Origin of the sequence: Ruminococcus sp. RTP21484sp1_RTP21281st1_A8_RTP21281_210402 (assembly GCF_040914025.1) — a bacterium.
Lineage (GTDB): Bacteria > Bacillota > Clostridia > Lachnospirales > Lachnospiraceae > Blautia_A > Blautia_A faecis.
In genome coordinates, this window is sequence record NZ_JBCPGE010000003.1 from 123,664 (window position 1) to 147,833 (window position 24,170).

25 protein-coding genes are annotated in these 24,170 nt (G+C 45.7%); 22 read left to right on the forward strand and 3 right to left on the reverse strand.

Features of this window, described 5'->3' with window-relative positions; translation table 11 throughout:
- Window positions 1-3 precede the first annotated feature (3 nt).
- A complete protein-coding gene (udp, locus tag AB5170_RS02350; protein WP_118578624.1) occupies window positions 4-783 on the forward strand; it encodes a uridine phosphorylase in 780 nt (259 codons plus the stop codon).
- Here the strand turns inward: udp and AB5170_RS02355 are convergent.
- Window positions 780-854: a DUF6783 domain-containing protein gene (locus tag AB5170_RS02355; protein WP_334284868.1), complete on the reverse strand. Its 75-nt coding sequence runs from the start codon at window positions 852-854 to the stop codon at window positions 780-782. The genes udp and AB5170_RS02355 overlap by 4 nt on opposite strands.
- On the opposite strand from AB5170_RS02355, the gene AB5170_RS02360 reads away from it, so the two are divergent.
- The 10 genes from AB5170_RS02360 to rsmH all read left to right on the forward strand — a co-directional run bounded on the left by AB5170_RS02360 (window position 831) and on the right by rsmH (window position 9,234).
- Window positions 831-917 carry a DUF6783 domain-containing protein gene (locus AB5170_RS02360; protein WP_306797096.1) on the forward strand — a complete coding sequence of 29 codons (87 nt, stop codon included), beginning with the start codon at window positions 831-833 and terminating at the stop codon, window positions 915-917. The genes AB5170_RS02355 and AB5170_RS02360 overlap by 24 nt on opposite strands.
- A 109-nt stretch (window positions 918-1,026) precedes the next feature.
- On the forward strand, window positions 1,027-1,692 hold the full coding sequence (gene deoC / locus AB5170_RS02365; RefSeq protein WP_173719034.1) for a deoxyribose-phosphate aldolase: 666 nt from the start codon (window positions 1,027-1,029) through the stop codon (window positions 1,690-1,692).
- Window positions 1,693-1,825: 133 nt separating this feature from the next.
- On the forward strand, window positions 1,826-2,245 hold the full coding sequence (locus AB5170_RS02370) for a cytidine deaminase (RefSeq protein WP_173716878.1): 420 nt from the start codon (window positions 1,826-1,828) through the stop codon (window positions 2,243-2,245).
- Window positions 2,246-2,362: 117 nt separating this feature from the next.
- Window positions 2,363-3,343, forward strand: coding sequence for an adenosine deaminase (add, locus tag AB5170_RS02375; protein ID WP_173716877.1), 981 nt, complete (start codon window positions 2,363-2,365; stop codon window positions 3,341-3,343).
- A 25-nt stretch (window positions 3,344-3,368) separates the two neighbouring features.
- A complete protein-coding gene (locus AB5170_RS02380; RefSeq protein WP_368361390.1) occupies window positions 3,369-4,559 on the forward strand; it encodes a phosphopentomutase in 1,191 nt (396 codons plus the stop codon).
- Window positions 4,560-4,675: 116 nt separating this feature from the next.
- On the forward strand, window positions 4,676-5,404 hold the full coding sequence (locus AB5170_RS02385) for a Crp/Fnr family transcriptional regulator (RefSeq protein ID WP_368361389.1): 729 nt from the start codon (window positions 4,676-4,678) through the stop codon (window positions 5,402-5,404).
- Window positions 5,405-5,523: 119 nt separating this feature from the next.
- On the forward strand, window positions 5,524-6,345 hold the full coding sequence (locus AB5170_RS02390; RefSeq protein WP_226815862.1) for a purine-nucleoside phosphorylase: 822 nt from the start codon (window positions 5,524-5,526) through the stop codon (window positions 6,343-6,345).
- 76 nt (window positions 6,346-6,421) lie between these two features.
- Window positions 6,422-7,342: a carbohydrate kinase family protein gene (locus tag AB5170_RS02395; RefSeq protein WP_195991608.1), complete on the forward strand. Its 921-nt coding sequence runs from the start codon at window positions 6,422-6,424 to the stop codon at window positions 7,340-7,342.
- A gap of 9 nt (window positions 7,343-7,351) precedes the next feature.
- Entirely contained in the window at window positions 7,352-7,975 is a 624-nt protein-coding gene (gene udk, locus AB5170_RS02400) for a uridine kinase (RefSeq protein WP_195991606.1), read from the forward strand.
- 161 nt (window positions 7,976-8,136) lie between these two features.
- Window positions 8,137-9,234 carry a 16S rRNA (cytosine(1402)-N(4))-methyltransferase RsmH gene (rsmH, locus tag AB5170_RS02405; RefSeq protein WP_368361388.1) on the forward strand — a complete coding sequence of 366 codons (1,098 nt, stop codon included), beginning with the start codon at window positions 8,137-8,139 and terminating at the stop codon, window positions 9,232-9,234.
- 162 nt (window positions 9,235-9,396) lie between these two features.
- Here the strand turns inward: rsmH and AB5170_RS02410 are convergent, their stop codons facing one another.
- A complete protein-coding gene (locus AB5170_RS02410) occupies window positions 9,397-11,166 on the reverse strand; it encodes a PQQ-binding-like beta-propeller repeat protein (RefSeq protein WP_204454556.1) in 1,770 nt (589 codons plus the stop codon).
- A 186-nt stretch (window positions 11,167-11,352) separates the two neighbouring features.
- Here AB5170_RS02410 and rfbD point away from each other — a divergent pair, with 186 nt between their 5' ends.
- The 6 genes from rfbD to AB5170_RS02440 all read left to right on the forward strand — a co-directional run bounded on the left by rfbD (window position 11,353) and on the right by AB5170_RS02440 (window position 16,942).
- Window positions 11,353-12,201 carry a dTDP-4-dehydrorhamnose reductase gene (gene rfbD, locus AB5170_RS02415; protein ID WP_195408985.1) on the forward strand — a complete coding sequence of 283 codons (849 nt, stop codon included), beginning with the start codon at window positions 11,353-11,355 and terminating at the stop codon, window positions 12,199-12,201.
- Between the two features lies 1 nt (window position 12,202).
- Window positions 12,203-13,498: a dicarboxylate/amino acid:cation symporter gene (locus tag AB5170_RS02420; RefSeq protein WP_118578602.1), complete on the forward strand. Its 1,296-nt coding sequence runs from the start codon at window positions 12,203-12,205 to the stop codon at window positions 13,496-13,498.
- A 352-nt stretch (window positions 13,499-13,850) separates the two neighbouring features.
- Entirely contained in the window at window positions 13,851-14,222 is a 372-nt protein-coding gene (locus AB5170_RS02425; RefSeq protein ID WP_173719026.1) for a GntR family transcriptional regulator, read from the forward strand.
- Window positions 14,223-14,224: 2 nt separating this feature from the next.
- Window positions 14,225-15,076 carry an ATP-binding cassette domain-containing protein gene (locus tag AB5170_RS02430; RefSeq protein WP_173719025.1) on the forward strand — a complete coding sequence of 284 codons (852 nt, stop codon included), beginning with the start codon at window positions 14,225-14,227 and terminating at the stop codon, window positions 15,074-15,076.
- Window positions 15,073-15,741 (forward strand): ABC-2 transporter permease, encoded by a 669-nt coding sequence (locus AB5170_RS02435; protein WP_173771070.1) that lies wholly within the window; start codon window positions 15,073-15,075, stop codon window positions 15,739-15,741. The genes AB5170_RS02430 and AB5170_RS02435 overlap by 4 nt, the downstream gene beginning before the upstream one ends.
- A 7-nt stretch (window positions 15,742-15,748) precedes the next feature.
- On the forward strand, window positions 15,749-16,942 hold the full coding sequence (locus AB5170_RS02440) for a DUF362 domain-containing protein (protein ID WP_226815864.1): 1,194 nt from the start codon (window positions 15,749-15,751) through the stop codon (window positions 16,940-16,942).
- An 805-nt stretch (window positions 16,943-17,747) separates the two neighbouring features.
- Here AB5170_RS02440 and AB5170_RS02445 read toward each other — a convergent pair.
- Window positions 17,748-18,344: an AAA family ATPase gene (locus AB5170_RS02445; protein WP_173719024.1), complete on the reverse strand. Its 597-nt coding sequence runs from the start codon at window positions 18,342-18,344 to the stop codon at window positions 17,748-17,750.
- A gap of 318 nt (window positions 18,345-18,662) precedes the next feature.
- On the opposite strand from AB5170_RS02445, the gene AB5170_RS02450 reads away from it, so the two are divergent.
- Genes AB5170_RS02450 through AB5170_RS02470 form a run of 5 tightly spaced genes read left to right on the forward strand, consistent with a single transcriptional unit; the run spans window position 18,663 to window position 24,088 of the window.
- Window positions 18,663-19,481, forward strand: a complete 819-nt coding sequence (locus AB5170_RS02450; protein ID WP_173719042.1) for a xanthine dehydrogenase family protein subunit M — start codon at window positions 18,663-18,665, stop codon at window positions 19,479-19,481.
- Complete coding sequence (locus tag AB5170_RS02455; RefSeq protein WP_118584038.1) at window positions 19,471-19,956, forward strand: (2Fe-2S)-binding protein; 486 nt, start codon at window positions 19,471-19,473, stop codon at window positions 19,954-19,956. Before AB5170_RS02450 ends, AB5170_RS02455 begins: the two co-directional genes overlap by 11 nt.
- On the forward strand, window positions 19,953-22,241 hold the full coding sequence (locus tag AB5170_RS02460; protein ID WP_368362020.1) for a xanthine dehydrogenase family protein molybdopterin-binding subunit: 2,289 nt from the start codon (window positions 19,953-19,955) through the stop codon (window positions 22,239-22,241). The genes AB5170_RS02455 and AB5170_RS02460 overlap by 4 nt, the downstream gene beginning before the upstream one ends.
- A 3-nt stretch (window positions 22,242-22,244) precedes the next feature.
- On the forward strand, window positions 22,245-23,300 hold the full coding sequence (locus AB5170_RS02465; protein WP_173771068.1) for a DUF6077 domain-containing protein: 1,056 nt from the start codon (window positions 22,245-22,247) through the stop codon (window positions 23,298-23,300).
- 11 nt (window positions 23,301-23,311) lie between these two features.
- Window positions 23,312-24,088, forward strand: coding sequence for a hypothetical protein (locus tag AB5170_RS02470; protein ID WP_173719020.1), 777 nt, complete (start codon window positions 23,312-23,314; stop codon window positions 24,086-24,088).
- Window positions 24,089-24,170: the final 82 nt, after the last annotated feature.

The window sequence follows — 24,170 nt, forward strand, 5'->3', positions numbered from 1 at the left end:
ACTATGAAAAACTATTCTGAAGATGCCAGCAGGCAGTATCATATCCAGGTTGCAAAGGGGGAAGTTGGCCGCTACGTAATCATGCCGGGAGACCCGAAAAGGTGTGTGAAAATTGCCCAGTATTTTGACAACCCGGTTCTCATTGCAGACAACAGAGAATATATCACATATACAGGAACCCTGGACGGCGTGAAAGTCAGCGTGACATCCACCGGAATCGGCGGACCGTCTGCCTCCATTGCCATGGAAGAGCTTTCCCGGTGCGGCGCAGATACTTTTGTCCGCATTGGAACCTGCGGCGGTATGCAGCCTGAGGTAAAAAGCGGAGATATCGTAATTGCCACAGGTGCCATCCGTATGGAGGGAACCAGCCGGGAATATGCCCCCATAGAGTATCCGGCAGTAGCTAATCTGGACGTGACAAACGCCCTTGTGGCAGCTGCGAAAGAAAAAGGACTTTCCTGTCATACAGGTGTTGTCCAGTGCAAAGACGCTTTTTACGGACAGCATGAGCCTGAAGCAATGCCAGTTGGTTATGAGCTGCTCAACAAATGGGAGGCCTGGAAGAAAATGGGCTGTCTTGCTTCCGAGATGGAATCTGCAGCGCTTTTTATTGCAGCTGGCAAGCTTCGTGCCAGAGCTGGCTCCTGTTTCCTGGTGCTTGCAAATCAGGAAAGAGAGAAGCTGGGACTGGATAATCCGGTTGTGCATGATACAGATATGGCAATCCAGGTGGCTGTTGAAGCTGTGAGAAAGCTGATCCGGGAGGATTCGTCGAATTAAGACCGTGACATCGCAATCTGCACGCCCCACTTTGCGTTACATTTTGCCTGAATTCGGTTGCCGTAGCCCATTACGGCGCCCTCATTCGGGCGAAATCTCCCACAAATTGTGACGAACATCTTGCAGTTACTTAATATTCGATGTACTAGACAATCAAATAAAGAACAGATATGAATCCTGCCAGTAAATTGCGATACAGTAATTTCGGGCAATATAAAGAGACAACAGAAATGAGGAAAATAAATGGACGTAAAAGAGATTTTAAAACATGTGGATCATACCCTTCTTCTCCAGCCATCTACCTGGGAAGAAATCAAACAGATTTGTGACGATGCGATGGAATACGGAACTGCATCCGTATGCATTCCGCCAAGCTATGTAAAACAGGCAGCAGAATACATGAATGGAAAAATGGCAGTGTGCACGGTTATCGGTTTCCCAAATGGCTACATGACAACAGCAGCCAAGGAATTTGAAACAAAAGATGCTCTTGCAAATGGTGCTTCCGAAATCGATATGGTAATCAATATCGGCTGGCTGAAAGATCAGAAATATGACCTGATTGAGAACGAGATCCGCACCTTAAAAGCTGCATGCGGTGACAAAATCCTGAAAGTTATCATTGAAACCTGCTTCCTCACAGATGAGGAAAAAATTAAAATGTGCCAGATTGTAACAGAAGCAGGCGCAGATTATATTAAGACCTCTACCGGTTTTGGCGGTGCAGGTGCAACCTTTGCAGACATTGAGCTTTTCTCCCGACATATCGGACCAAATGTAAAAATGAAAGCAGCAGGCGGAATTTCTTCCCTGGAGGATGCAGAGAAGTTCCTTGCACTTGGTGCAGACCGACTGGGAACCAGCCGGATTATAAAGATTGTAAAGAATGAGAAAGCTACAGGATATTGATTTGTTTATTGACTGTAAAGGTGAACAGATGCTGTCCCTGGAATTGGTCAGATTATAACGACGCTCATTGAGAAGAGAGTGATGTTGTCGGAGACAATCAGAAAATGTTAATGAATAAGAAAGAGGTGTGAAAATGGAAAAAGAGATGATCAACCAGCTGATTGATACAGCAATCCACCAGCTGAAATATTCCTATACACCATATTCCAATTTTAAAGTAGGCGCAGCCCTCCTTGCAAAAAATGGGCAGGTTTACACAGGCTGCAACATTGAAAATGCCGGGTACACAGCCACAAACTGTGCGGAGCGTACCGCCTTTTTTAAGGCAGTAAGCGAAGGGGTGAAGGATTTTCAGGCTATCTGTGTTGTCGGCGGTAAGGCTGGCGTGCTCACAGAATATGCAGCTCCCTGCGGCGTGTGCCGACAGGTCATGATGGAGTTTTGCAACCCGGAAACCTTCCAGGTCATTCTGGCGGTGGACAAAGAGCATTATGATGTGTATACACTAAAAGAACTCCTGCCGTTAGGCTTCGGACCTTCTAATCTGGCATGAAAGCTGCTGACTGGAGAATAGTATTATGAAGTATGTCGGAAAATGCCGAAAACAGAGTGATCTGGCATTGAATCCGGCAGTTATAAAGCAGCATAAAGAATTGCAGGAGAAAAAATTATGACAATCGAACAATTAAAAGCACTACCCAAGGCAGAGCTTCACTGTCATCTGGACGGGTCTTTAAGCCGGGAGTTCATGGAGAGCCAGCTGGGAAGAAGGGTACAGCCGGAAGAGCTTAGCGTGTCTGATGACTGCACAAGCCTTGCAGAATACCTTGAGAAATTTTCGCTTCCGGGTCAGTGTATTATGGATGAAAAAGGGCTTGAGGCAGCTGGCTACGACGTACTTCGCACCATGAGCCAGGAAAATGTACGCTACGCAGAAATCCGTTTTGCACCTCTTCTTTCAGAGACCTCCGGAATGAACTGCCGTGCTGTGATCGAGGCAGTATTAAAAGGCCTTGAGCGGGGCAGAGCAGATTTTGGAACGGAGTTTGGTGTGATTACCTGTGCCATGCGTCATCACAGCCAGGAGGACAACAGCCGGATGATAAAAACAGCCCGTGAATATCTGGGCTATGGTGTGTGTGCAGCGGATCTGGCAGGTGCGGAAGCAGCATATCCCATGGCACAGTTTATGGAGCTTTTTCAGAACACCCGTAAGCTGGAAATGCCCTTTACCCTTCATGCAGGAGAGTGTGGAAGCGTACAGAACATTGTGGATGCTGTAAAAGCGGGAGCCGGCAGGATCGGACATGGAATCGCCATGCGAGGCCATTATAATATTCAAAAAGAGCTGGCTGACAGAGGCATTGGAATTGAAATGTGTCCTATCAGCAATCTTCAGACAAAAGCGGTAAACAGTCCGTCAGAATATCCCATCCGGGAATTTCTGAACACAGGATTGAAGGTTTCCATAAACACGGACAACCGTACAGTGAGCAACACAAGCCTTACCAAAGAGCTTCAGTTCATCCAGAACACGTATGGCATTCAGGAGGAAGAGATACGGCTGATGATGAAGAATGCAGTGGATACGGCATTTGCCACTGATGAGGTGAAAGCGAGATTGTATTCTGAACTGGGAATAAAAGGATAAAATATTGGAAACGAGGGATTTTATTTTGAAAAAATATGAAAGGATTTTCGTGATCGTTCTGGATTCTCTGGGAATCGGTGCCATGCCGGATTCAGAGAAATTCGGGGATGTGGGAGTGGATACATTCGGACATATTCTGGATAAAATGGGCTCCCTGGAAATACCAAATCTTAAGAAGCTTGGAATGTTAAATCTTCATCCGGCAGGAAATATGCAAGGTGTGGAGAAGCCGATTGGCCGTTACATGCGCGTAAGCGAAGCCAGCAATGGCAAGGATACCATGACCGGCCATTGGGAAATGATGGGAATTAAGACAGAGAAGCCGTTTAAGACTTTCACAGACACTGGCTTTCCGCCGGAGCTGATCGCGGAACTGGAGAAGCGCTGCGGCAAGCGCGTGATTGGAAACAAGAGCGCCAGCGGAACGGAGATCATTGAAGAGCTTGGGGAAGAAGAAATCAATACAGGTGCCATGATCGTGTATACTTCAGCCGACTCTGTTCTTCAGATCTGCGGAAATGAGGAAACCTTTGATCTTCAGAATTTGTATCGCTGCTGCGAGATTGCAAGAGAAATTACACTGAAGGATGAATGGCGTGTAGGCCGTGTCATCGCCAGACCATATGTTGGCAAAAAGAAAGGTGAGTTCAGGCGAACCAGTAATCGTCATGACTATGCTTTGAAGCCAACAGGTCTGACTGCATTAAATGCGTTAAAGGATAATGGGCTGGATGTGATCGGTGTAGGGAAGATCAACGATATTTTCTGCGGCGAAGGAATCACAAAGACCTATCATTCTGATAGCTCCGTACACGGTATGGAGCAGACCATCCAAATCTGCAAAGAAGACTTCAGGGGACTTTGCTTTGTGAACCTGGTTGATTTCGATGCCCTGTGGGGACACAGACGAAATGTGGAAGGCTACGGCAAAGAAATCGAGAAGTTTGACAAGAACCTGGGCGTTCTTTTGGAAGAGCTTCGGGAGGATGACCTTCTTATTCTTACCGCAGATCACGGGAATGATCCCACCTATAGCGGCACTGACCATACCAGAGAGTATGTTCCCTTCCTGGCTTATTCCAAGACCATGAAAGAGGGGGGTGCCTTTGAAAACGAAGATACTTTTTCCGTTATTGGCGCATCAGTGGCAGATAATTTTGACGTGAAAATGCCGGAAGAAACTATCGGACATTCCATTCTTGAGAAATTATGCTAAAATAGAAAAGCAGCTGTTGGATAGCGGTTGTATATCCGGTGGATTGTTTGCTTTTGCGGCAGAAGCCGGATAGAAACAAATGATTTGCAGCACATGGCAGAAGATGAGGAAATCATATGAAACACACCTATTTACACGATGTACTTCCATTCCTTCGTGAACTGGAACGTGAGAAACAGAAACAATTTGAAGCTTATTTCCGTACTGCGCCATTATGGCTTATGGACCTGTTTCAGAGTGAGATAATGGAAGCCGGAACTACTTTTATCAGGGAAAATGAACCGGCAGATACGATTTTCTTTGTTGCCAGAGGAAGAGTAAAAGCCACAGATTACCGGATTTCCGGCATTGCCTATGATTTTATGAAGCCTATGAATCTCATTGCGCTTGGTGGTATGGAGGTGATCCTGGGACAGGACACCTACCAGACCACCCTGCAGACAGAGACAGAGTGTATCGTTACCAAGCTTCCAAGAGCGCAGTATGAGAAATGGATTTATTCAGATACGGAAGCTTTTCGCCTGGAGGCAAAGCTTACCTGTGCGTCCCTGTTGGAGGAAGAGCGGCGGAACCGTCTGTACCTGTTTTTGGAAGGGGCTGACAGATTAGCTGTACTTTTCTCGGAATGGTTCGAAAAATATAACAAAAATGACATTTTATGCATCGGCGAAAGCCGGCAGAATCTGGCAGATGAGACAGGCCTTTGCCTGAAAAGCATCAGCCGCGCCATCAAGAAGTTTCAAGCAGAACAGCTGATCGTGAAAAAAGGCAATCAGATCTACATCGACAGGGAGCAGTACGAAAGGCTAAAGCAGACTGTTGATGAGAAAATCGGCAACGTATAAACGGAAAACAAGACTATGGCAAAACGCATGGTATTGAAGGCTTTCTGTTTATATGAAAATAATGTTATAAGCTGTCCTGGCAATAAGCCGGATAGCTGCAGATAAAGGAGAAGGTGTACATGAGCGATTTATATCAGAAATTAGAGACTTGCCTTGCAAGTGTTAGAAAAAAGACAGATTTTAAACCGGAAGTGGCGCTGATCCTGGGATCCGGCCTTGGAGATTATGCAGATGAGATCCAGATCGAAACCACCATTGACTATACAGAGATTGAGGGCTTTCCAACCTCCACAGTTGCAGGCCACAAAGGCAGATTTGTATTTGGATATGTGAAAAATGTGCCGGTTGTGATCATGCAGGGAAGAGTGCATTACTATGAAGGCTATTTAATGACGGATGTAGTTCTTCCCACAAGATTGATGGGCATGATGGGGGCGAAGAAGCTGTTTCTTACAAATGCAGCCGGTGGAGTGAATCCGAATTTTAAACCAGGTGATTTTATGATGATCACCGATCACATTACCACAGGAATTCCGAGTCCGCTGATCGGACCGAACATTGAGGAACTGGGAAGCAGATTTCCGGATATGAGTGAGGTATACAGCAAACGATTGCGAGAGGTGATCCGTGCCAGTGCAGAAAAATGCGGTATAGATCTCCAGGAGGGTGTATATGTGCAGTTTACAGGTCCTGCCTATGAAACTCCGGCTGAAGTGAGAATGGCAGCTATATGGGGCGGTGACGCAGTTGGAATGAGCACTGCATGTGAAGCAATGGCAGCCCGTCATATGGGAATTGAAGTGTGCGGAATTTCCTGTATCACCAACATGGCAGCTGGCATTTCGAAGCAGGAGCTGAACCACAAGGAGGTTCAGGAGACTGCAGACAGAGTGGCGAAATCTTTTAAAAAGCTGGTGACGGAAATCATAGCCGGTATGTAGCCGCAAGGAAGTGCGGGTTTCATAAGAGGCAGCGCAAACCAAAAGATATAACGTAACAAAGGAGAAAAGTTATAATATGGGAATTGTTGTAATTGGTGATGTTTTTATCGATGTGAAAGGTTATTCCACAGCACCATTTATTCCTGGAGGAAGAAATGCCGGTGTGATCCAGCAGATCCATGGCGGTGTTGGAAGAAATGTAGTGGAAGATATTGCCAATATAGAGTTGAAACCAACCTTTGTCAGTCTGGTAGATGACGACGCTATGGGGGATGATGTGATCCGCAAACTGGAGCGTCATAAAGTAGATACCAGATATATGCGTAAGGTAAAAAACGGCATGGGAACCTGGCTGGCTGTCTTTGACCAGGACGGAGATGTGGTGGCATCTATTTCCAAACGTCCGGACCATCGTCCGATAGAGCAGATCCTGGATGAACACGGAGATGAAATTTTCCAGGATGCGGACAGCGTTGTGATCGAGATCGATATTGACAAGGAAATTGTGAAGAAGACTTTTCACTATGCAGAGAAATACGGCAAAAAAGTATACGCTCTTGTATCGAATATGACCATTGCCATTGAAAGACGTGACTTTTTAAGGCGGACAGCCTGCTTTGTATGCAACCAGCAGGAAGCGGGCATCCTGTTTTCTGAGGATTACGGTGACCTGAAGCCTGAAGAAATGGCCCGGTGTCTGGCAAAAAGGATCCAGTCCGCCCATATTCCAAAGATGGTGATTACCATGGGAAGTGATGGTGCAGCTTATGCAGATCAGGAAGGAAAATGGGGCGTTTACCCAGCTATGAAGGTAGATGTGGTTGACACCACAGGCGCGGGAGATGCCTTTTTTGCAGGTGTGTGCGTAGGCCTTACCTATGGAAAAACAATGAGAGAGGCATGTGCCATTGGTACCCGTCTTTCCTCAACTGTAATTTGTACCTCAGAGAACATTTGTCCGAGATTTATGCCGGAAGAATTTGATCTTGACAGGTAGGAGAAGAATATGGAAAGTCTTATTATAGGAATTGCCGGCGGCTCCGGCTCCAGTAAATCTACTTTTACAAACAGAATTAAAAAGCGTTTTGGAGATGACGTAGTAGTCCTTTATCACGACAATTATTACCGCAGACAGGATGGAATCCCTTTTGAGCAGCGTGTGACTGTGAATTACGACCATCCGGATTCCCTGGAGACAGAGCTTCTGGTGGAGCATCTGAAACTTCTGAGGCAGGGGAAAGCTATTGACTGTCCGGTTTACGATTATTCCCAACATAACCGTTCCGACAAGATCCTTCATATCACCCCAAGTCCGGTGATCCTTGTGGAGGGAATCCTTCTTCTGGCAGATCCCAGAGTGCGTGAGCTTCTTGATATTAAGGTCTATGTGGAAGCTGACGCCGATGAGCGTATCCTCCGCCGGATTTCTCGTGATGTGGAAGAGCGGGGAAGAGACTTGAATGGAATTATTAAACAGTACTTAAATACAGTGAAACCCATGCATTACCTTTATGTAGAGCCCACGCGTTCCAAGGCTGATATTGTGATCAACAGCGGAAAGAATGACGTGGCGTTTGATCTGTTTGTTTCGAAAATCAGTATGGAATTGGAAAAACGGAAGCAAGGGTAATTACAGAAGATGTTTGTTGTAGGCTGTAAACATTGATGTGATGATGCGGCAGAATTAGCAAATGAAAGTTGCTGTTTACGAAATGGATGAGAATTTCGGCATAAAGAATTTTTCTGCGAAATTGGTAGATGGCAACAGATAAAAAGATACAGGAGATCAGAATGTCACAGGAAAAAGAGAACAGACAGCATGAGAATGCGCAGAGTGTGCAGGAGGGGCAGCAGCCTCATAAGCGCAGAGTGCGCTACAAAGGCAGATACCCGAAGAAATTTGAGGAGAAATATAAAGAACTTCAGCCGGAGAAATACCAGGATACCATTCAGCATGTAATGCAGAAAGGGAATACCCCGGCAGGTATGCATATTTCTATTATGGTAAAAGAGATTATTGATTTTCTGGAGATCAAACCAGGACAGACTGGCTTTGATGCCACACTGGGCTACGGTGGCCATACAAAGGCAATGCTTCAGTGCCTGCAGGGACAGGGGCATATGTATGCCACTGACGTAGACCATGAGGAAGCCGCCAAGACAAAGAAAAGACTGGAAGATCTTGGCTTTGGTGAGGATATTCTGACCATTAAACTTCAGAATTTCTGTACTGTTGATGAGATTGCCAAAGAAGTGGGAGGTTTTGATTTCCTTCTTGCTGATCTCGGCGTGTCCTCCATGCAGATTGATAATCCCAAGAGAGGTTTTTCCTTCAAAGCAGACGGACCTCTGGATCTGCGCCTGAATCAGGAAGCCGGGATCAGTGCGGCAGAGCGCCTGGAACATATTACCCGGGATGAGCTTGCAGGAATGCTTTATGAAAATTCAGACGAGCCATACTGTGAGGAGCTTGCCAAGGCAATCACAGATGAGATACGCAAGGGAAACCACATGAATACCACCACAAAGCTTCGCCAGGTCATTGAGAAAACTCTGGATTTCCTTCCGGAAAAAGAGAAGAAGGAGACCATCAAAAAGACCTGCCAGCGTACCTTCCAGGCCCTTCGGATTGATGTGAACCGGGAGTTTGAGGTTCTGTATGAGTTTATGGAGAAGCTGCCGGGAGCACTGAAGCCCGGAGGAAGAGCAGCAATCCTTACGTTCCATTCAGGAGAGGATAAGCTGGTGAAGAAAGCGCTGAAGGCTGGATACAAGGAGGGAATTTATTCCGATTATTCCAGAGATGTGATCCGTCCGTCAGCCCAGGAATGTGCCCAGAATGGACGCGCACGGTCTACGAAAATGCGCTGGGCGATTAAATCGGAGTAAACGCGATAAATACGCTGCGCGAGTTTGGCTCGCCTATCGAGTAAATGAGACAAAACACGCTCTGCAAGTTTTTCTCGTTATCGCGGCAGTCGCCAAGGTTTTTCGTGCAAGCACGAACTTTTGTTTCGCCTATCGCATAAATAAAATGGGGGAGGAACCGCATCACTGCAGTTCCATCCCCCATATTTTACAATCTCTGGTTCCCACAACCATATAACTTTGATATACAGCAGGAGATGCTTCGATGACTCCCTCACTGATCTGGTGGCAGTCAAGAACATCTCCTGTTTTTCCATCCAGAAGATAAATATGTCCTGTGCTGTTGCAGTAGAGAACCTTTCCGCTGCCATCCGGATTGTATACACATACAGGTGAAGACCAGGCATAGGCAGATTCATGTTCCCAGTTTACTTTCCCGGTATTTTTATCAATGCATGCAAGTACACCTTGTGCCTGTCCGCCGGTTCTGGCAACTGTCACATAAATGTTATCCGACAATTCTTCTTTTCCAACAGCGATGGTAGACTGTACACCGCCTGAAACACTGTCCTCGGAGGAACAGTCGTAAGAGGTCTGCCAGATGATCTCTCCTGTTTCCGCATCAATTTTCCAGACAGGAACCTCTGCAGTGGTGCTGCTTCGCCAGCCCAGGCGGAAAGAGGTGCTGACATACAGGTAAAGGTGTCCGTCCTCCACAGACAAAACGGGAGTAGAGTTGGAGTCATCCAGAATATCCTGAACCCATACAAGCTGCAGGGTATTCAGATCCAGGCACATCAGATTGCCGCCGTTATCAGCAATAAAAAGATAACCGTCATAGATGGCTGCGCTGTCCTCCATGCCAAGCCAGTAGGAACCTACGCTGGTACGTGTTCCGTAGTAGCGCCATTTCACAATATGATCCGGATTGATGGACAAGGTGCCTGCTTCCGGGGCATAACTGGTATTCAGTTTGATCAGATAAAGAATTCCGTTCTCTCCTGGATAGATCAGGGTATCTGTGGCAGCATCCACAAGGGCGGAGGAATCAAAGTAGCTTAAATTTCCGCGAAGGGAAAATTCATCATTATTTCCAAAGGTATACATCACACTGCAGTCCAGAAGATTCACAACAAAGACCCTGGCAGTGCCTTCATTGCTGTCATAACCTGCGCCGACATACATAATTGGATAACCTCTGGGATCAAGTGCACCTGCTCCTTTGAAGGTGAAACCAAGGTAAAGGGGATCTCTGGTAGCCTCGCCGGTTTCCAGATCCAGAAAATATACATAGCCGTCCATGCAGGCATAGATCACTTCCACAAGATCGTCTTTTTCCTTTGCCCAGTCGTACATATTCATGGACTTCTTTACTTCTTGGGACCATTTTTCCATAAGAGGCTGTCCGGTCCAGCCGCTTCCGGACCAGGTGGCATCGCCGTAAGTAATAGAGCCGGTTTTTGCTGTCCAGAGATCCTGGATTTTTCCATTTTTAATCTGTGTATTGCCATAGGCTGCAGTGTCGCGGAAATTGTTTCCGCGGAAGGTGACGATTCCATCCACATCTGTGTAGCTGATCCCGGCATCGAAGGAGTGGGTATCTGTGGAGGTATAATCCGAAGTATTGGCAAGTATCTGTCCGTCCACCTCAATGTCTGTGGTTTCTATGTATAAAGATGGGCTGGTGGAATCTACGCATTTAGGAGAAAATTCTGCCGGTCTTGCCATTGCGGCTTTTACAGCGGCAAGAGAATTGGAGTCATCCATGTCCAGACCGCTGGCTTCCTCAACCATGGAAACTGTATTTACATTTTCCCGTATCCTTTTTACGAGGAAAACTCCTCCCAGTATAATAACTGCTGCAATGATCAGGATCCCTTCTGTAAGAAGAAGTTTTCGGAAGAAATATTTTTGTTGCAGCTGCTTTTTTCGTTTCCCTACTTTTCTTTTCATAATTCTGAATCCTTCCCTGTTCATTTGGCAAAAATTATACAAGGTATGACTGGGAAATTCAAGATGTCAAGAGCTGTTTTGGAAATTCAATTTTTAGATTTGGAAAAAGGGCGCAATCTTTTTTCTTGACAGTGTATGGCCTGGCTTGTTAAAATATTATTTATCGTGTGAAAAGGAGGAGAAAACATGCTGAAAGTATGGATCGTAGGATCTGAAGGCCAGATTGGCGAGGCAATTAATGAAGTGCTGGATCCGTTGGAAATTGAAGTTTTGAATACAGACAAAAATGCGCTTGATATTACAGAAACAGACGAAGTTCTTCATTTTGGAGAGATCAACCGTCCGGATGTGATCATCAACTGTGCTGCGATCACAGACGTAGAGCTTTGCGAGAAGCAGCCGGAGGAAGCATTTCGTGTAAACGCTTTAGGCGCCCGTAACTTAAGCCTTGTGGCAAGAAAAACAGGGGCAAAGATGGTGCAGCTTTCCACAGACGACGTTTTTGATGGTCTGGCACAGAAGCCGTACACGGAGTTTGACAATACAAATCCTAAGACTGTTTACGGAAAATCCAAGTGCGCCGGGGAGAATTATGTGAAGGAGTTTACCCACAAGCACTTTATCATCCGAAGCAACTGGGTATTCGGAAAGGGAAATAACTTTGTAAACCGTGTTCTGGAGGCTGCAGATCAGGGCAGAGCTCTGGCTGTAGCGGAGGATCAGTATGGTTCCCCTACAAGTGCCAAAGATCTGGCAAGAATTATCCTGCATCTGATCCGCACCAATGAGTACGGAACCTATCATGCAACCTGTCAGGGTGTTTGCAATCGTTATGAATTTGCAAAGGAGATACTTCGCCTTGCAGGCAAAGAGGAGCAGCTGAATCCGGTACCTACCCCGCAGTCTGATCTTTCTTCTGCCAGACCTGCATATGCAGTTCTGGATAATTTCATCCTTCGCATTATCGATGTATATGAGATGCCTGACTGGAAGGATTCTCTGGAAGAATTTATGAAAGAAAAACGGGAGGGCTAAGATGAGCGCGAAGAAAGAAAAGAATGTAAAAGAGAAAAAGAAGATCAGCTTAACCAGTATGATCTTTATTGCGCTGATCGCCGGAGCAATCACAGGAATGGTTCTCCATTACCTGGTGCCGGATAGCAGTGTGAAAAATGATGTGATCGTTGAGGGAGTGCTGTACGTTCTTGGGCAGGGATTTATCCGCCTTATGAAAATGCTGGTAGTACCTCTTGTTTTCTGCTCACTGGTATGTGGAAGTATGGCTATTGGTGATACTAAGAAGCTGGGAAATGTAGGTGGAAAAACACTTGCATTTTATCTGGTCACAACAGCGGTGGCAGTTGCAGTTGCCCTTGGAATCGGAACTCTTTTGAGACCGGGAATTGGTCTTGATATGAGTAAGATCCAGGTAAATGCTTCCGATATTGAGACTATGGAGTCCACCTCTCTGGTTCAGACTATTCTCAATATCATTCCGGATAACCCCATCAAGTCCCTGGCAAGTGGGGAAATGCTTCAGATTATAGTGTTTGCTTTGATCATTGGTGTGATCCTGGCAAAGCTTGGGGAGCGTGCGGAGACCGTTTCCAATTTTATCAGCCAGTTTAATGATATTATGATGGAAATGACTATGATGGTTATGAGTCTGGCTCCCATTGGTGTATTCAGTCTGATCGCAAGAACCTTTGCAACCATTGGTTTCAGCGCATTTGTGCCTCTGGCAAAATATATGATCGCAGTTCTGATCGCTCTGGCAATCCAGTGTTTTGGTGTATACCAGATTTTGCTGAAGCTGTTCACGGGCCTGAATCCGGTGAAGTTTATCCGAAAGTTTTTCCCGGTTATGGCCTTTGCCTTTTCCACTGCAACCTCTAATGCGACTATTCCGCTTTCTATTGATACGCTGTACAAGAAGATGGGTGTTTCCAAGAAGATTTCTTCTTTTACCATTCCTCTTGGTGCGACTATCAACATGGATGGTACTTCGATCATGCAGGGTGTTGCGGTTATGTTCGCTGCCCAGGCTTTTGGAATCCAGCTGACTCCTATGGATTATATTACAGTAATCGGAACAGCCACACTGGCTTCCATTGGTACCGCAGGTATTCCAAGTGTTGGACTTGTTACTTTGACTATGGTATTTAATTCTGTTGGTCTTCCAGTTGAGGCAATCGGTATTATCATGGGTATTGACCGTATTCTGGATATGGCGAGAACAGCGGTTAATATTACAGGTGATGCTGTTTGTACGACCATTGTGGCTTGCCAGAATGGGGCTGTGGATAAAGAAGTGTTTAATAAAGCTGAATAAAAATATTGGCGTGTGTATGTGAGTTTAGACTCAGGTATGCACGTCTTTTTTTGTGTGGCGAAGGCGGACGCCTGGGAGGGACAGTGTGTTGCGGACAACGTCAAAAAACGGGATTTTACTCCGTCGTCGATTGCAGGTTCCATAAACAAACTCGCCCCTGCTGGGCTCAGACAGTGTTTATGGAACCTGCGCTATACTCATAAAATCCCGTTTTTTGACGAACTATCCGCAACACACTGCCCATTCCAGGCTGATTGTTCAAAGTAACTATGAATTAAGTGGAAATAAACAGCGCATAACACTTGACAACAGTATAATACTGTTATATACTGTTTATATAAGGAGGAGTCACATGAAGATCATAATTAATCACTCGTCGATGCAGCCAATTTATGAGCAGATCACAGATCAGATCAAGGCGATGATCATTGACGGGACGTTAAAGGAAGAGGAAATGCTTCCCTCTGTGAGAACTTTGGCGAAGGAGCTGAAGATTAGTGCTCTTACGGTGAAGAAGGCGTATGACTTTCTGGAGGAAGAGGGGTTCGTGGTTACGGTGCATGGGAAAGGAAGCTTTATCGCTAAGAATAACCAGGGGCTTCTTATGGAAGAGCGGAAGCGGGAGATTGAGACAGAACTGGAGGAAGTGATCCGGAAAGCGCGGGTCAGCGGATTGTCTGAGGAAGAGATCCGGGAACTGTTTGAGCTTATTATGGAGGAGTAGATATGCTACTGAGTTTGAAGAATTTGCAGAAGAATTATCCTGGATTTTCCCTGGATGTAAGTATGGAAATAGAAGAAGGACAGATCACCGGTCTGATCGGAGCCAATGGAGCAGGGAAGTCTACTACCTTTAAGGTTATTCTGGGCCTGGTTCATTCTGATGCAGGAGAGATTCGTCTGTTTAATAAGGATATGGAGCAGATTTCCCAAAAAGAGAAAGCGGATATAGGCGCGACACTTTCTGACAGCGGTTTTTCCAATTGTCTGACCGTGAAACAGATTGTGCATATTCTGACAGAGACTTATGAGAAATTTGACCGGGAGATGTTTGAGAAGCGGTGCAGCCTGTTTTCCATCCCCATGGATAAGAAGCTAAAAGAGTTTTCCACAGGAATGAAAGCAAAGTTAAAAGTGCTGACAGCCACCAGCTTTGATGCCAGGCTTCTTGTTCTGGATGAGCCTACAGCCGGTCTGGACGTGATTGCCAGGGACAGCATTCTGGAACTCCTTCGGGAATATATGGAGACGGAAGGAAGAAGTATTCTGATCAGCTCCCACATTTCCTCAGATCTGGAGAGCCTGTGTGATGATATCTATATGATTGATAAGGGCCGGATCGTGCTTCATGAGAATACAGATGTGCTGCTGGATGAATATGGTCTTATCAAGGCTGACGAGAAGCAATATGAATTGCTTGATAAGCAGCATATTCTCAAGGTGAAGAAGGAGCAGTACGGTTACAGCTGTCTCACAGATGAGCGTGCATTTTATGCGGAGAACTACCCGCAGCTTGCAATAGAACGTGGGTCTGTGGACAAGGTTATTACCATGATGATCAAGGGGGAAGTATTATGAAAGGTATGTTTGTAAAAGACATGGAAATTATGAGGGGAAACATGAAAGCGTTCATTGGCGTATATATTATAGCCATTTTCTGTTTCCTTAGTACTTCCGCAGGTCCTTCTTTTCTAATCAGTTATGTGTCTGTTCTGGCTGCTGTTATGGCACTGAATACCATAGCAAGTGATGATATGGATAATGGTATGCCTTATATTTTTACTTTTCCTATCAGCAGGAAAGAATATGTGAAGGAGAAGTATCTGCTGGGTGCAGGGATGGTCACGGTATTGTGGGCTGTTGCTGTTGCAATTGCAATTGGCGTAAATGCTTCCGGATATCATATGGTGTCTTGGGAAGAACTGATCGCTTCTGCAGCTGCCGGTCTTTTTCTTGCTGTTTTTGCAAATGCGGTTGTGTTTCCGGTACAGTTGAAATATGGAAGCTCTACAGGAAGGCTGGTGCTGCTTATTCTTGTATTTGGCATCATGGCTGTAGGATGGATTGGCGTAGAACTATGCCAGAAAATGAAAGTGGATTTTTCAAGTCTGAAAAATCTGGGCCTGCGCATTTGGAACCTTGGAATCCCAGTCTGTCTGGCGATGCTGTTTGTTCTTATGTTGCTAATGCTTCTGATTTCCTGTACAATATCCATAAAGATTATGGAGAAAAAGGAGTACTGATCCGGAAATGAAGAAGAATCAGATTTTTATAAAATGCGGAACTGAATATAAGGAGATGACGAAAGAACTGCTGGAGGCGTGTGATCTGGCAGGAGAGATAGAGAAGAAGTTTGAAACAAAGAGCAGTCTTATTGACAACTCTGAAGCAGAAGTGGACTGTTTTTATTCTTCGGATTCTGTGGAAAAACAGAATTCAGAATTTGGTTTGTACAATATGCGGATCGGCATCAAGCCAAACCTGGTCGCCCCCATGGAAGCCTACTGGGGCGGCACCACTCACCCAGAGGTAGTCGCCGGAATCGTAGAATATCTTCAGGAAAAAGGGTTTTCCAATCTGGTGATCATGGAAGGTTCCTGGGTAGGAGATAAGACCTCCGAATCCTACGAAGTCTGTGGTTTCAAGTCCCTCTGTGAAAAATATAACGTTCCGTTCCTTGACATGCAAAAGGAAAAGGGTGTGCCTGTACAATGTAGCGATATGACCTTAAACATCTGCAAAAGTGTCCTTGACCTGGACTTCCTTATTAATGTTCCGGTACTAAAAGGTCACTGTCAGACCAAAATCACCTGTGCATTGAAGAACATGAAAGGTCTTCTTCCTAATTCTGAGAAGCGCCGTTTCCACGCATTAGGTCTTCATGACCCCATTGCCCACCTGGGCCTTGCTATCCACCAGGATTTCATCGTGGTAGACAACATTTGCGGCGATCTGGATTTCGAAGATGGCGGCAACCCCGTAGAGATGAACCGCGTTCTGGCAGCTGTGGATCCGGTTCTTATGGATGCCTACGTTTGCGACATGATGTACTACCAGGTAGAAGAGGTTCCCTACATCACAAAGGCTGCCACCCTTGGTGTTGGCTGCGCCGACATCCGCCAGGCAGAAATCCACGCCCTCGACGGTAACCCCGGTGCCCCCATTCCCAAGTCACGGAAAGTGGTAGAGCTTGCCGACGCTGTAGAAGAAGTAGAATCCTGCAGCGCCTGTTACGGCAACCTGATTCCTGCCCTTGACCGCCTGAAGCAAGAAGGTCTCCTTTCAAACCTGACCACCCGAATCTCCATCGGTCAAGGTTACCGAAACCAGGAAGGCACCCTGGGAATCGGCCACTGCACCCGCCACTTCACCCACCACCTGGAAGGATGTCCGCCAACTGAAGAAGAGATTTATGAGTTCCTGAAAATTTATTTAATTGGTTGAAAGTTATTCAAGGCGGACGCATTCGGACAATGGTGATTGCTCACTCGCCGGCGCAACGCTCCAGCGAACTAACTGCTAACTGCGACTAAATCGTTCAGGAGAGCCTTCACGATTAAGTCTCCGTAAGCAGTGGATTTCGCCTACGCTAAAACCGCGCCTGAAATGGCTCGCTAGAGCAATCACCATTGCCCGAATGCTGTGTACTGGCTGGGATTTATTTGTGCATAGGAACTTTCAACAGGTGGGGAGGGTGAGTGACTGGTTTCCCTATACTGTATCGGAAACGAAAATTTATGGGAAACTTGCCGGAAATTAGTGGCTTTTACAATTTCTATGAAGTATTTGCACATTTTTAGGGCTGTTTTGCAAACAAAAACTTGACATATTATTTTATGTGTTTTCGAAACCCCATTTAGATGGTTGATACTTCACAGCTTTATTGGTTTTACCTAATCTAACATTGCCAAGAAAGTATCGGGAAACCAATCACTTCCCCTCCCCCTCGTTAAAAGTTTCTAAATAACCTCAGATCTAGCCGACACACAGCATTTGGGCAATGTGTATTACTCCAGCGAGCCATTTCAGGCGCGCTCTTAGCGTAAGCGAAATCCAGCGCTTACGGAGACTTATGCGTGAGGGCTCTCCCGAACGCATTAGTCGCAGTTAGCGATTAGTTTGCTGGAGCGTTGCGCCGGCGAGTGAGTAATACACATTGTCCAAATGCGTCCGCATTGAAGAACTTTTAATCAACTAAATAGCAAAAAATCACAGCCCCGCCAAAAACGGGGCTGTCTTTCTATACACTTTAGATCAACTTCTTCACCATCTCCACAATCTCTTCCTTCGTCACCCTGCTGCTGTTAATACACAGATCATACTGCAGCATATCCAGCCAGTTAGTATCCGTAAAATACTCATAATAAGCCCGGCGTTCCTTATCCGTACGTTTCACCAGCTTCCTTACACTCTTTTCCTCTCGGCCGGTACGTGCAATCACCGTCTTCACACGGTCTTCAAACGGAGCATAGATAAACAGACTCAGATGCTTATCCTTATTATCCTGTAAGATATAATTGCCACATCGCCCAACGATCACGCAATTCTCTTTTTCGGCTGCCTCCAAAATGATCTTCTTCTGCAGATCGTAAAGCACATCATTCATGGGAACAAAATGGTATTCCGGATTCATCTGCAGCTCGTAATCCACCGGATACAGCCACTGGCTGGCTTTTCTCTCATCTACTCTGGCAAACTCATCAAAAGGAATATTCTTCTCCCTGCTGGCCATTTCGATCAGCTCCTTATCATAGAACTTAAATCCCAGTTCCTCCGCAAGAGCCTTTCCAATAATACGTCCATTACTTCCAAACATACGATTGATTGTTATAACACGGTTACTCATAAACGGCGCCTCCTTTTGTGGTGGATTTGTAAATAATTTTGTTATAAAATAGTTTATGAAAACTATTTTCTGTTCTTTTTCGCATTATAACATAATTGTATGAAAATATCTATATAATTTGCATAAAATCAAAACAAAAAAATATTCTGAATATGTCATTTCGCTGGAAATTTGAACCCTTTCTTGTTATACTAAAAATAGCAATACGATTGCTGTTCACTGCATGTACAGATTGCAGAAAGCCTTTTTCAAACACGCTCTGGAAAAGCGTATTTGGAAAACGATGAACAGTGATACAATATGAGAAAGGAATTGAACATGCTCAAAATAAAAAATTATGTGAAAGCAGAATCTCTGGAACAGGCTTATGAGCTGAACCAGAAGCGGACTGCCTGTGTGCTTGGTGGCATGGTGTGGCTGAAAATGGGTAACCGTGTTGTAACCACAGCCATTGATCTTTCCGGGCTTGGTCTGGATACCATCACAGAAACAGAAAGTGAATTTGTGATTGGCTGTATGACCCCATTGCGGGACCTGGAACTTCATCAGGGACTTCATACATATACGAAAGGTGCCATAAGAGAAAGCCTGCGCCATATTGTAGGCGTACAGTTCCGCAACTGCGCCACTGTAGGCGGAAGTATCTGGGGACGCTTCGGCTTTTCTGATGTACTCACCATGCTTCTGGCACTTGATACAGAGGTGGAACTTTTTAAAGGCGGCAGAGTCTGTCTTTCTGATTTTGTGAAAATGCCAAAAGACAGAGATATTCTGGTACGCATTATCATAAAGAAAACTCCGTTGAAGGTTGCCTATTTAAGCCATCGTAATACCAAGACCGATTTCCCGGTACTGGCATGCTGTATCAGGCTGTCTGAGAATGGCGTGAGAGCGGTTTACGGTGCCCGTCCGGCGAAGGCATTTCTTCTGGAAGACGAAGAAGGTCTCCTTGCAGGCATGGAAACCATGTCTTCGGAAGAGAAGAAGACAGCGGTTCAGAAATTTGCAGACTATGCAGCACGGAAGGTTCCTACCTTTGGAAACATGCGAGGCAGCGCAGAGTACAGAACCCTTCTTGTGAAGGTTCTCACAAGAAGAGCATTAGAAGCAGTGGGAGGTATGACAGATGAAAATTAATTTCTGGCTGAATGGAGCCAAAAAGGAAGCGGAAATCAGTCCTGACACCATGCTTCTGGAGTTTCTTCGAAGCCTTGGCTGCTACAGTGTAAAAAGAGGCTGTGAAACTGCAAACTGCGGTCTTTGCACCGTTTTGGTAAATGACAAGCCAATGCTGTCCTGCAGTGTCCTTGCCGCCCGTATTGACGGCAAAAAGGTCACCACCATGGAGGGACTTCAGGCAGAAGCTGAAGAATTTGGAACTTTTCTTGCCAATGAAGGCGCAGAGCAGTGCGGATTCTGTAATCCGGGATTTATCATGAATGTACTTGCGATGACAAAAGAACTGGAAAATCCAACCGAAGAAGAGATTAAGGAATATCTGGCAGGCAATCTTTGCCGCTGCTCCGGTTTTGTTGGACAGACCAGAAGTATCCTGAAATATCTGGAATATAAGAAAAACGGAAATATCCAGGAGAAGGAGGTGCAGGCATGAGCTATGTAAATAAGTCTTTGCAGAAAAAGGATGCCATGGCTCTGGTGACCGGAAAGCCAGTCTACACAGACGACCTGGCACCAAAGGACTGCCTGATCATCAAGATCTTAAGGAGTCCCTATGCCAATGCCTGGGTGGAAGAGATCAAGACGGACACAGCCATGAAGGTAGAAGGAATGGCACTGATCCTTACCTGGAAAGATGTTCCAAAGAGACGTTTCGCCTCTGCCGGACAGACCTATCCGGAGTTCAGTCCTTATGACAGAATGATCCTGGATCAGCATCTTCGTTTCGTAGGGGATGCAGTGGCAATTGTGGCAGGAGAAACAGAAGCAGCTGTAGACCTTGCCATGAAGCGCATTAAAGTGAAATACCGCGTGGAAACACCGGTTCTTGATATGCATATAGCTAAGGATAATCCGGTTCTGGTCCACCCGGAAGAGGACTGGGAATCCAAGTTCCCGGTTGGTGCAGATAACAAGCGGAACCTTGCAGCAAAAGGCCATGAGGAAATGGGAGATATTGACAAGGTTTTGTCAGAATGCAAATACACAGTAGATGAAGTTTATCACACAAAGGCCAATCAGCAGTGTATGATGGAGACCTTCCGCACATATTGTACCAAGGATTATTTCGGCAGGCTGAATGTGGTTTCCTCCACACAGGTACCGTTCCACCTTCGCCGAATTCTTGGAAATGCCCTTGGAATCCCATCCTCCAGGATCCGCGTGATCAAGCCTCGTATTGGCGGCGGCTTTGGAGCTAAGCAGACAGAGGTCTGTGAAATTTATCCGGCAATTGTTACCTGGATGACAGGACGTCCATCCAAAATCGTTTACAGCCGTTACGAATCCTTAATCTGCGCTTCTCCCCGTCATGAGATGGAAGTACATGTAAAAGTTGGCGCAGATGAGAACGGAATCGTAAGAGGAATTAAAGTAGAGGCGCTTTCCAATGCTGGTGCATACGGAGATCACAGTCCTACAACCATCGGACTTACAGGTCATAAGGCAATTGCCCTGTACCGGAATCTGGAAGCCTATGCTTTTGACTATGAGGTTGTTTATACCAACGTGCAGGCATCCGGTGCATACCGTGGATATGGTGCTACACAGGGAATTTATGCAGTGGAATCCGCTGTCAATGAGCTGGCTCATAAGATGAATATGGATCCTGCAAGAATCCGTGAGTTGAATATGCCAATTGAAGGCGAGCCAATGTATGACTATGATGGAAACCTGACTCATACAGCAAGCTGTACAATGGATCGCTGCCTTGCCCGTGCCAAGGAGATGATCGGCTGGGATGAGAAATATCCATGCCGTGATATGGGAAATGGAAAAGTCCGCGGCGTAGGTCTTGCCATGGCGATGCAGGGCTCCTCTATTGCCAATGTAGACGTGGGAGGCGCAACCTTGAAGCTGAATGAGGACGCATCCTATACACTTTCCCTTGGATGTGCAGATATGGGTACGGGCTGTGATACCATTCTTTCCCAGATGGCAGCCGACTGTCTGGAAACAGAATTTGAGAATATTGTTGCATTTGGTGTGGATACGGATGTTTCTCCATATGACTCCGGTTCTTATGCATCTGCCACTACTTACGCTACAGGCAATGCAGTTATTAACGCCTGCAATGAGCTGAAAAAGAGGATTATTCGGCTGGGTGCTGAAATGCTGGGTGTAAGTCCTGAGGAAGCAGACTTTGATGGAAAGAAAGTCTACGCAAGGGAAAAAGAGGTCAGTCTTCAGGAGATTGCTTATAAGGGAACCTGCGGAAATACCCTGGAAATGCAGGTGACTGCCTCCTATTCTTCCCAGATTTCTCCGCCGCCTTATATGGTTGGGGCAGCAGAGGTGGAAGTAGACAAAGAGACAGGAAATATTGACCTGATCGATTATGTGGCAGTTGTAGACTGCGGAACTCCTATTAATCCCAATCTTGCCCGTGTGCAGACTGAGGGAGGAGTTGCCCAGGGAATCGGTATGGCACTTATGGAGAATGTGCAGTATTCCAAAGAAGGTAAGATTCGTGAGAATTCTTTCATGCAGTACAAGATCCCAAGCCGTGAGGATATTGGAAATATCCGGGTTGAGTTTGAGAGCAGCTATGAAAAGAGCGGTCCTTTTGGGGCCAAGTCCATCGGTGAGCTGGTAATCGATACCCCTTGTCCTGCAATTGCAGATGCGGTTTACAATGCTTCCGGTGTCCGGGTAAGAGAGCTGCCGATCACATCGGAGAAGATTGCCATGGGAATTCTGAAAAAAGAACTGGAGAAATAATATATGGGATTTATTTTTAAGGGGATACTGGCAGTGATCTGGCTGCTGGTAGTTCCCTGCCTGGCAGGGGGATTCTATTTCCGCAGAGAAAAAAGAACCTGCGGTGAATATCTTCTGGCCGGTTATACACTGCTGTTTGCCATTACAGAGCTGCTTTCTCTTACCATGATTTTTACCAAACAGCCGCTTCATGTGCTGACCATTACATATGGCGTGGTGGCTGGTGTACTGGCATTTCTGGGTGCCCGGAGTCTTTATAAGAAGAGGCAGAAGGAAACCGGTGAAGGCGCTGGCACATATTGCGGCAGAAGGATAGAAGCGACTGGAATTTCCCCGGAGCTTGTGGTGGCAGGAATTCTGATTCTGTTCCAGCTTGTCGTTGTGGTGCTTTATGCCCATATGGATGAAGATGATGCTTTTTATGTAGGAACAGCCACTACCGCGGTGGAAACCGATTCTCTTTATGCATATAACCCCTACACCGGAGCCGCTTACAATGTATTGCCAAGCCGTTACATTCTTTCTCCGTTTCCTGCATTTCTTGCTGTGACCAGCCGGTTATGCGGAGGACTTCATCCAGCCATTGTGGCACATACTGTTTTTCCGGCGGTATTTGTTTTTCTGGCATATGTGGTGCTTTTTCAGTACAGCCGCATATTCTTCAAGGGAAAGGCTGGAGAACAGGGGATTTTTATGATCCTTTGTGCCGTGATCCTGTGGTTTTGCGGATATTCGGTATACAATTCGGAAATTTTTACAATGGGCAGGATCTGGCAGGGAAAAGCTGTGCTGGCAGGGGTATTTTTACCATTTTTATTTCTGCTCTGTATGGAGATTTTTATGCAGGAAAAACCGGAATATCCATGGAGCCTGGCTTTTCTGGCAAATGGAGCCTGCTGTCTGTTTTCCTCAATGGGAATCATGCTTGCCCCTCTTCTGATGGGAGTATTTGCTCTGCTTAGTCTGGTGAAATTCAGAGACGGAAGAAGATTCTTAAAGAGTGTAGTCTGCTGTCTGCCATCCCTGATACTTGGCGTGGTATACATTCTGGTATTTTAGGAGGTGGAGAGATGAAACGAGCACTTTTGGCTTCACTGGATGCCTGGCAGAAATACTGGGGGAACGGATTTTATGTCTATTTACTGCTGGCTGCATGTTTGTATTTCCTGGTATTCGGAAGAAAAAAAGAACGATCCAGAATTTTATCCGGCTATATTGTAGTTTTTCTTGCTGTGTTTTTCTGTCCGGTGACTGCTTATATTATACAGAAATGTATAGGACGGTCGGTTTACTGGAGAGTATTATGGATTCTTCCGGCAGTGCCGCTTATAGCTTATGCAGGAACCTGCCTGATAAAAAAGGTGGGAGCTTCCAGACCACGGCAGTACATACTTCTGATTTTTATTGCGGCAGTGCTGGCTTTTTGCGGAACTGGCCTGAATAAAGATGGTTTTTACAAAAAGGTTCAGAATGTACAGAAGATTCCTGATGAGGTAGTAAGCATCTGCAATCTGATCAATGAGCAGAAGGAAGAAAATGAAGAGATTTACCTAGCAACGGATGACAAAATAGCTTCCTATGTGAGAGTTTATGATCCGTCTATCAAAATGCCTTACGGAAGAGGCGGTAAAGGAGCCTCTGGAAAAAAAGCTGCAAGATGGCTCCATAAACAGCTTGTGGCAGAAGTACCGGTGATCAAAAAGGTAGTAAAAAATGCAAAAAGACTGAAATGCAATTACCTGGTTTTCCCTGTTCCAAGCAAAAAGAAGCAGCTGTATATGGAAACAAAAGGGTTCTTACTGATCGGTCAGGTAAATGAGTACGGTATTTTCAAATATTGTGAATAAAAGGGTGTCAAGCGTTTTTGAAAATGTCCTAAAATAATTGAAGTATTAGCCCCGGCTTTTTGCTGGGGCTTGTTAAATTGAT